This window comes from Bartonella sp. CL70QHWL (assembly GCF_042194855.1).
Taxonomy (GTDB): Bacteria; Pseudomonadota; Alphaproteobacteria; order Rhizobiales; family Rhizobiaceae; genus Bartonella.
Genome location: NZ_JBHINJ010000015.1, coordinates 5,533 through 13,971 on the forward strand (window position 1 = coordinate 5,533; position 8,439 = coordinate 13,971).

Annotated in this window: 8 protein-coding genes; 5 read left to right on the forward strand and 3 right to left on the reverse strand. The window is 39.7% G+C overall.

Annotation, left to right across the window (positions count from 1 at the left end):
- Nucleotides 1–649: 649 nt before the first annotated feature.
- Complete coding sequence (locus ACFIJZ_RS07270) at nucleotides 650–1,165, reverse strand: short-chain dehydrogenase (protein ID WP_375631438.1); 516 nt, start codon at nucleotides 1,163–1,165, stop codon at nucleotides 650–652.
- An 18-nt stretch (nucleotides 1,166–1,183) separates the two neighbouring features.
- On the reverse strand, nucleotides 1,184–1,747 hold the full coding sequence (locus ACFIJZ_RS07275; RefSeq protein ID WP_375631439.1) for an NADPH-dependent FMN reductase: 564 nt from the start codon (nucleotides 1,745–1,747) through the stop codon (nucleotides 1,184–1,186).
- A gap of 1,032 nt (nucleotides 1,748–2,779) precedes the next feature.
- On the opposite strand from ACFIJZ_RS07275, the gene ACFIJZ_RS07280 reads away from it, so the two are divergent.
- The 4 genes from ACFIJZ_RS07280 to ACFIJZ_RS07295 all read left to right on the forward strand — a co-directional run bounded on the left by ACFIJZ_RS07280 (nucleotide 2,780) and on the right by ACFIJZ_RS07295 (nucleotide 6,468).
- Nucleotides 2,780–3,265, forward strand: a complete 486-nt coding sequence (locus tag ACFIJZ_RS07280) for a hypothetical protein (protein WP_375631440.1) — start codon at nucleotides 2,780–2,782, stop codon at nucleotides 3,263–3,265.
- A 1,177-nt stretch (nucleotides 3,266–4,442) separates the two neighbouring features.
- The gene (locus ACFIJZ_RS07285; protein WP_375631441.1) at nucleotides 4,443–4,568 is read left to right on the forward strand and encodes a hypothetical protein; all 126 of its coding nucleotides are present in this window, start codon (nucleotides 4,443–4,445) and stop codon (nucleotides 4,566–4,568) included.
- A gap of 348 nt (nucleotides 4,569–4,916) precedes the next feature.
- Nucleotides 4,917–5,294, forward strand: coding sequence for a hypothetical protein (locus tag ACFIJZ_RS07290; protein WP_375631442.1), 378 nt, complete (start codon nucleotides 4,917–4,919; stop codon nucleotides 5,292–5,294).
- A gap of 10 nt (nucleotides 5,295–5,304) precedes the next feature.
- The gene (locus ACFIJZ_RS07295; protein ID WP_375631443.1) at nucleotides 5,305–6,468 is read left to right on the forward strand and encodes a DUF6990 domain-containing protein; all 1,164 of its coding nucleotides are present in this window, start codon (nucleotides 5,305–5,307) and stop codon (nucleotides 6,466–6,468) included.
- A gap of 902 nt (nucleotides 6,469–7,370) precedes the next feature.
- Here the strand turns inward: ACFIJZ_RS07295 and ACFIJZ_RS07300 are convergent.
- Nucleotides 7,371–7,694, reverse strand: a complete 324-nt coding sequence (locus tag ACFIJZ_RS07300; protein ID WP_273790865.1) for a hypothetical protein — start codon at nucleotides 7,692–7,694, stop codon at nucleotides 7,371–7,373.
- A gap of 354 nt (nucleotides 7,695–8,048) precedes the next feature.
- Between ACFIJZ_RS07300 and ACFIJZ_RS07305 the strand changes: the two genes are divergently transcribed.
- The coding region (locus ACFIJZ_RS07305) for a hypothetical protein (RefSeq protein WP_375631444.1) at nucleotides 8,049–8,439 on the forward strand (391 nt) is incomplete at its 3' end.

Sequence of the window (8,439 nt, forward strand, 5' to 3'; positions counted from 1 at the left end):
GTTGGGGGAAAAGGGCTGTTGGCAATGAATAGGCTGATGATAGGTTTGTAATAGGCTTGTATAGGCTTTAATGGGGCTGTTTATCGGCAGTTTGCTAGTTTTCTGTGAATTTGCAAAATCGTAAAAACGTGAAACTGTAATAGGGCGTGTGGTTGCTCAAGAGCCGTGACGGTTGTGGGGCGGTTGGGGAGAAAAGGTGCCAATGGAGGATGGTTGGATTGTGAAATGCGTCAAAATTGGAATGGGGGAATGGGGGAATGGAGGGCGTTGGGGGAAAAGGGCTGTTGGCAATGAATAGGCTGATGATAGGTTTGTAATAGGCTTGTATAGGCTTTAATGGGGCGGTTTATCGGCAGTTTTGTTGTTTTCTGTGAATTTGCAAAATCGTAAAAACGTGAAACTGTAATAGGGTGTGTGGTTGCTCAAGAGCCGTGATGGTTGTGAGAGGGGATAAGCCCGTGTGAGAAGGGATAGAAAAACGTTTGGTTTTGGAGCTGTTGATATAGGCATGCTGTTTAGAGGCGTAAGGGAGGGGGATTGTTCGTTCTCAAAGCCTATGATGTAAGAGAGTATGGGCTATTCAAGAGGGTGTTCGGGTATGGATAGAGATTGAAGGGACACTGCTTCTTTGCAAAGCCATAGGTGTTGCTCATAAGTTTTGTTTATTCATATGGTTTTTTATGGCATCCAGTACCTGTTGGCTTATCTCCTTATGGGTCAGCCATCGTAAACCTTTGGGCGTTGTTTTTTGTCCTAATTGAATGGGGATAAAATCAACCTTGTTTTTGCGCGCGCACTCGAGGATCATTTGATCATGCATGTTGGAACCAAAAATATGAAGAATACATGGCGGTTTAGGCAAAAGAGCCAACTGCTCAATTAATGCGCAAGAAAATGCATAGGCGGGCGAATGAATCCATAATATGCAATATTTTAGATCATGCCATTGCTTCACAGCTTCTAAAAATTGCGCCTTTGATGCCGCACAATCATAATCCAACGACACGCACAACTGTTTGTTGTGCAATGCCTCAAGCTGGACTTTATGGGAAAGAAAGCGTGCAGCAATAATCACTTCTTGCGGCTTTAGTGATTGATACAAAGGGGCTAGCATCCCTGTACCCCCTACCACTAAATAACGATAGTGCACATCCTTTTTTTTCATGCCCCCTCCCTTATTACTTTAAATCCCACCTCTTTGCTTTAAAAATGTGTACATTTCATCAGCAAGTCTTTCACAACGTGTTTGTACCTCTTCACTTGTAACTTTCCAAGTACGACCTTCATCATCTGAGGAAAAATCTTCGTTGGAAGAGGCGATTTGACATTGGAGTGTATAACCATAAAGCGTGTGCACCACCGGCACTAAATGCTCACACGGTTGTGCGCATTTTTTGGCCGTACTCCCATGAGAGATAAGCCCAACAGGTTTATTTAAAAAGGCATTATAGCTCAAATTATCAAGAGCATTTTTTAAAACACCCGAATAAGACCCTTGATAAACGGGGCTTGCTAGAATAACGCCATCAGCCGCTGCAATGGTTTTTACAAACTCACGGACCGCAGCACTTGGATTAGCCTCTACCTGCTGATGATAATCTGGATCTGTCATCGGCAAGGGCTGTTCACGCAAATCAACCCAATGAAGTGATGCACCCCGCTTTATGAGGCAATCCGCTAAATAATTGGCTAAAGTTCTTGTTAAGGAAGGTTGACGCACAGACCCCAAAATAATTGCTATATTCAACAGGATTCTCCTTTATCTTTTCCCCACAAGCCTATAACGCAAGGCTTATAAAGAAGTGTGAGTAAAATGGCGCGTATCAATGCTGTTTATAAAGAGCAATTGTGATGATATCGCATAGTTATAGAATCAATCCATGCTAACAAGATTGTTGACAAAACAACACCTCAAATTTGCAAGGGAATGTTAGTGCTTTCATTAATATTAAAATGCTTGATCTCAAGAATTGCGGCTGTCTCTCTGTCTTAGAAGCGCTTTTATGAATATATTCTAAGCTATTGGCTTGCAAGATCCCCAATGAAGAATGGAATATATCGTCATATTTTGAATGATCATTGATCCTTTTTAATTGGAATAAGAAAGTTGTAAGATTTTCTCATTTCAAATGCTCTTATTGCGCGATCATTTGCAAATCAATGGAAGTTCCTTTTTTCATGTCTTAAGTGGGGGGTCCGAAAACAATTGAGAAAAGAATAAAAATGCTTCTGTCTTTTCAAGGGATAAGGGCTATCGTAGAGGCTAGATATGCCTGTTTTTGGGGCAGGGGGTGGGGTTGTCGTAGGAGCCTTAGGCTAATGGGGTTGTCCGTGTTGAGGAACGAGTTATGGCGTAGCTTGTTGCAAGGGAGGGTAAGGCTATTGTAGAGGCCGCAGGGGGCGTATATGAATGGTGCCGGATTACATTTTTTATTGAAACAATAGGGGTGATAGAGTTTATAGTAAGGGGGATATATTCATGGGGGCGCTATTGTTATCCCCTTCATGGGGGCTGTTCATGAAATGGGGGTGATGCGCGTTGGTTTGGAAGTGTTGAGAGATTTCTTTAAAACAAGCACGTGAATTGGCAAAACTATTGGCAACATGAATATGCAATACGAGTATTTTCTGGGGTGTTCTGTTTGACGATAATGGATGCAATTGTGCTTTGAGAGATTATGCGTGTCGTTATAAAGTTAGGGACAAACAGTTGCATAAAAGGGAAGAGCAAATGAAGGGGGAAAATTCCACATTTTATAACAAACGGTGCTCTCTTTTTTTGGGAAAATCATTTCGTTCTTATAAAGATCATATGATTATTTGTCTTATTTCTATCCTTATTGGGATAGGTTATAAAGCTCTTTTGATCCCATTAGAAGCCAAGTGGCCGTTGAGTGTATCGCAGGATAGCACTCTTTTGGCGCTCTTTGTGCTGCGTGAAGTCATCATGGTGGTCGTTGTTGCCTTGATGCCTGTTTTATTGGTGCTTTATCTCATCTTAACGTATTTGTTGAAAAAAAAGATTCAGCAGTTAGAAGAGGCTATCCAGCAACGGGGTCACACAATCGATCAACAAAATAATCCGGTAAAAAACAATAGAGAAAAAATAAGCTGTTTTTTTATCGTATACTTTTGGTTGATATTTCTGCTAAACGTCTTTTTTCCTGCGGGTGTTGTCATGCTCATTTTAGAATTTTACTATTTTGTTTTCAAGCAGGTGAGAACGTATCGTAAAGTGAGACGGGCATTAAAACGCGTAAGATAAAGAGAGTGACAAGGCGCTTTTGTAGCTATCGTGAGGGGTAAGAGGCAATGTTTAGAAGCTCTCGTGACACAAGAAGAGGGGAGGATGAATGGTTGGAAAATCATCAGACAAAGAAGAGAGCCTATTTTCGTTTGTAATGAGGAGGATGCTCTTAATCATTGGGAAGAGCAACCGCGCTTTTAGAAAGTTGGGGGGGGGGTATTAAAAATAAGGAAAGCGCCATGCATCGCACTTTTCGTGGTTCTTAAAAGAGCGGGCATGAGATAAAAAAATGCGTTTTTCATAAAAAAAGGAAGAGCAATTAAGGGGAAAAAGTCAGCATTTTATAATGGACTGCGCCATTTTTTCGAGAAAGATTATTTTTCTGTGCGAGAGCATGTTGTCATTTGTTTCCTCTCGCTCATTATTGAGCTATGGAACAGGATTTTCTTTCTTGAGCTGTGGAACAGGATTCTCTCTCTCTCATCCTTGGATAGCAAAGAGTACAACATTTTCTCTCTTGAGTTATGGAACAGGATTTTCTTTCTCCTATCCTTGGGTAGCAATGGAGAACGGACAGGGTGGTGGGATACACCTCTTTTTCTCTCTCTGTATGCGTTTTGGAAAGTTATTATAGTGTGTGTTTTGGTCTTGTTCCCAGTTATGTTGATACTCGGCATCATATTGTGGTTTTTGTTGGTAAAAAATATTCGGAAATTGAAAGGAATAAACCAGCAACGGGGTAAAATAACCGATCAAAAGGATCGATATAAAGAAAGTGTGAACTGGAAAATGGACGATATTCTTGTCATGATATTTGTTTTCGTGCTTATGTGCGTGACACTGTGGGTTGCTTGTATTCCTATGATGATTTTACAACTTTATTATGGTGTCTTTAAGCAGGTGAGAACGTATCGCTGTTTAAGAAAAGAACTGAAAAACGTCTTGCAAGAACAGGATACAGCGTTTGAGAAATCATGAGAGGGAAAAATAATGAAGAAATTATGAGAGATTCAGCCTTTATAGGGATTGCTCTCTATACCATTTTGCCTCTGATATTTTTTGGTGCTCTTTCATGAGGTGTCCGTAAACATTGCTCTAAGGAGCAGTGTTGAGGGTGGCATTGAGTGAAAGAAAAGCCGATTATGGATTAGTATTGATTTAAGGGAATAAGAGCCCTTGGGGTTTAGAGCCTAGAGTGAGTGCTTGGGACTTACTTTATCGTTTGAGGCGTGAGGAAGGAACGGTTTTGCTTGTAGGGGCGCGCGGTATATGGGTTGTTTTCGTATTTTTAGGAGCCTTGTTCATTCAAGCTTTGAAATGAATCCTATTGAAGTGGGGTTGCAGGGTCATTTTCTTGAAAATAGGAGAATTTTTGGGAAGAAAAAGCTGAATTGTGACTATTGTTTACAGATTGGCGTGGTTTGAAAATCTTTATTGTTTGCAATGTGAGGAAGGTAAGAGGGTGGCAAGGTAGCAGGAATATTATAATTTTTATTATGACGCAAACCATAATGGTCTGTGTACTTTTCTTTATTCCGGTGGTATTTGGGTTTTGCATCATCATAATGCGTAAATTGGAAAAAAATCCAGAAACGAGAAGAGGCAATCTCTGTGTGATAGCAAATAAGCTCTCTGTCGCACGGGTCTTTTCAAAGAGAGAGGGGAATACATGAAGGAGCAAAATTGGGCATCAGAGCAAGAAACGCATAAAGGAGTGCATTCTTTTTCGCTCCAGCACGTGTTGCTCTCAGCAAAGGATTATAAAATTATCTTTGCTATTGCTGTTCTCATTATCATGTGGAAAATGGTGCTAGAAATACCAGGTGTATTGAATTGGCAGCTGACAGGGTGGCAATATGTTGTGCATGCCGTTCTCTTTAAAACAACGGACATCATAACGGTTTGTGTTATTATTTTTATTCCGGTTATGTTACGGCTTCGCACCAAAGTGACGGGTGAGTTGCGAAAAAATATTCAGAAACTAGAAGAAGCAATCTCTGTAGGAGAGCACATAAGCTCTCTGTCGCACGGGCTTTGTAAAGACTGAGAGGGGAAAAATGAACAGTGATCCTATAGCCGTATTTCTATTAGATCCCGGATTCTGGGTGATGATTGTTATTTGCATGATCATTATCATGCTTATTTTAGCTCTTTATATCTCTGTCTTTAAACGGATGAAAATGAATTTCCAAGTGAAAGGCGAGCTGGAAAGAGTGCTTAAAGAAAATGATCTTGCAACGCAGCAGTTTTGGAAAGATGAAGCTGTGGTGCAGGAGAGGCGTTTGCAACTAAAGGAAAAAGAGTTCTCTGCCGATTATGATGATGATGATGAAATTCTCACGATAGAAAGTGCAACAGGGCTTTTAAAAAGCTTGGGATGGTCGGTGGAAATCGAGGGAAAGGGAGATTATTTGGCAACCCTCTTTTTACCAGATCGCGAAGTGCAGTTTCTTTATAACGAGAAACGAGTGGAAGAGTTTTCGCCTTTTGATCGCGGACTTTTAATTATGAGCGGTATTTTTGCGGCGGCTTGTCAGACGATTAATCCTCATAATTCTGGGGTTGTGCCAACGGTATTTATGAATTTTGTACCCAATGGATTGGAAATTTTTGAAGAAAAAGTGAGCGTCCAGCTTTTAAAGAAAGCACTCGATAAAACTTTAAAATGGACAATGGAAGATGATTCTTTGCATGAAATGTTTCGCTCTCAATATGGTATTCCCCCTTGGGAAAAAGACTCTTTATCTTGGGCAACGGATGATGACATAGAGCTCGCACCTTATGCTTTGCTGCATCTTGCTGCTCTTGCCTTACTTGGCGATGTTGAGACTTTAGCTTCTTATGACGAAAGTTTTACGGCAGGGGAGAAGCTTGGCTTTGATGAAACCATTGAAAAAGTCCATTTGGAACGCGCGATGGTGATCGCTCAAGAAGTGAAAAGGGAAGGAAAGTTCAGTTACGATCTACTGGAACGGGTTGCTGAGAAGTGGTCTATAGCCATGGACTATCAGCTTTTCAGAGTGAGATCCCCTAATACGTGTAATCAAAAACGTGCTTTTCATAAAAAATTAGTCGAGGAGAAAAAACAAGAATTAAGGGAACAAGGATTTGATGTGAGTGATGAACAGTTCGTGTTTGAAGCAGAGGGGGTAAAACATGCTCCTGATATTACTTATATTAAAGATGGTGAACCTGCATTTATGGATATAAAAATTGATTAGTGTTGTACTCTCCTGTTGAAGAAAAGCACTCTTATTTAAAAGATGTGAAAGCGCCATGATTGAGACGCTTTCACACCTTTCTTACCAGAGCCAAATAAAGGGCTCGAAAAATCAAGAATAATAGCCAAGATTTTAAAAAATAGACTGGAAATAGCTTGATCCTCAAGAATAGGGGGAAAAATCAATTATAAATTCTACTCTCTTCTTTAAGACTGTTCTGTTGTTTTGTTAGAAAATGCTCATAAATTATCGCTTATTCAAGTGCCTTATTCAAGCGGTATGAGGGAAAGGTCCATTGACTAAAGCGCTATGGGGGGAGCTTTAAGGGTTAGAGCCTTTGTCATTTGAGGGGAGAGGAAGGCAAAAAATGGCATTTTTGAGCAGTGTTAGGGTCTTTTTCCTTTGAGGTGTTTTTTGTCTTTAAGAAGTTCTTGCCAATGAAGCAGCGCTTGTTAAGCTGCAACAGCGTTTCAGTATGGTGATCTTGATACAAAAATTTATATGGTATTTTTGTGTTTTTCAGTCTGCTTCATGGAGATCTGTAAGCCAATCCGATGATGTAGGGGATGCATGGTCATTTTCTTGAAACAGAGGAATTTTTGGGAAGAACAAGAAGAATAAAAGGATTGCGGATTCTCATTGATTAAAGCGCTATGGGGGAGCTTTAAGGGTTAGAGCCTTTAAGGGTTAGAGCCTTTGTCATTTGAGGGGAGAGGAAGGCAAAAAATGGCATTTTTGAAGGCTGTGATATTTGGCCAATAAAAATAAAAACACAATAAAAATTAAACTAAAACAAAGGAAAAATTAAACTAAAAAAGGCCCCATTTAAAAAGGGCCTTTTTATTTAAGTTTTACAATATATACAAAATGTATATAACTTTACTTTAAGAACTTTTTGTAGCTTATACTCTAGTAGAAACAAGTTGTATGAAATATATAATAATTGATCCTAAAAAACTAGCTATTGCATTCAATAAACTTTTTCCTTTCTCGTATATATCGTTTATTGATGCTTGTTCTGATGCGCTTCTATTACTGACTCTCAGTATATTCAATGTATCCGATGTGTCCCTTACTTGTTTAACAAACTGTAAATTTGTTTTCTCAATAGTATAAGGTGCAACAATAGGAGAGGGCTGTTTATTGACTATACGATCAGATTTTTGAATCGCGAGAGCTAAACCACTTGTGATAGCCCCCGCTATGAAAAAATATCTGATATTCATAGTTTTTCTCCTATATTTATTTCGATAAATAAATATCGATACGTATCATATATAAATTCGATTTAAATAACTATAGTAAAAATACAACAATCACAAAAAAGAATAAACTTTGTCTATATTTTGACAAAATTTACCCTTAATTGCCTTAATGAATTCTTTTAGATTCGATTTTATGAAGGCGTAAAAAGGTTTGAAAGCTCTGTAGGCAAGTGGAATCCCATAAGATGGGTGATACGGTAGTCGCTAGAAAACTTCCTTTTGTGCCTTTGACCAAGGATTCATAAAAATGAGGGTTCATAAAAATGAGATGCGATGAAAATTGAGTAAAACCCTTGAAGGGAAGGATGCACTCTTTTGAGGGCTAGAGTGCATCCTCTTATGGATTGGATACTGCCTTATGAGGGTTCGGCAGTTTCCGTTGAGGGGAAGGATGCACTCTTTTTGAGGGCTAGAGTGCATCCTCTTATGGATTGGATACTGCCTTATGAGGGTTTGGCAGTTTCCGTTGAGGGGAAGGATGCACTCTTTTTGAGGGCTAGAGTGCATCCTCTTATGGATTGGATACTGCCTTATGAGGGTTTGGCAGTTTCCGTTGAGGGGAAGGATGCACTCTTTTTGAGGGCTAGAGTGCATCCTCTTATGGATTGGATACTGCCTTATGAGGGTTTGGCAGTTTCCGTTGAGGGGAAGGATGCACTCTTTTTGAGGGCTAGAGTGCATCCTCTTATGGATTGGATACTGCCTT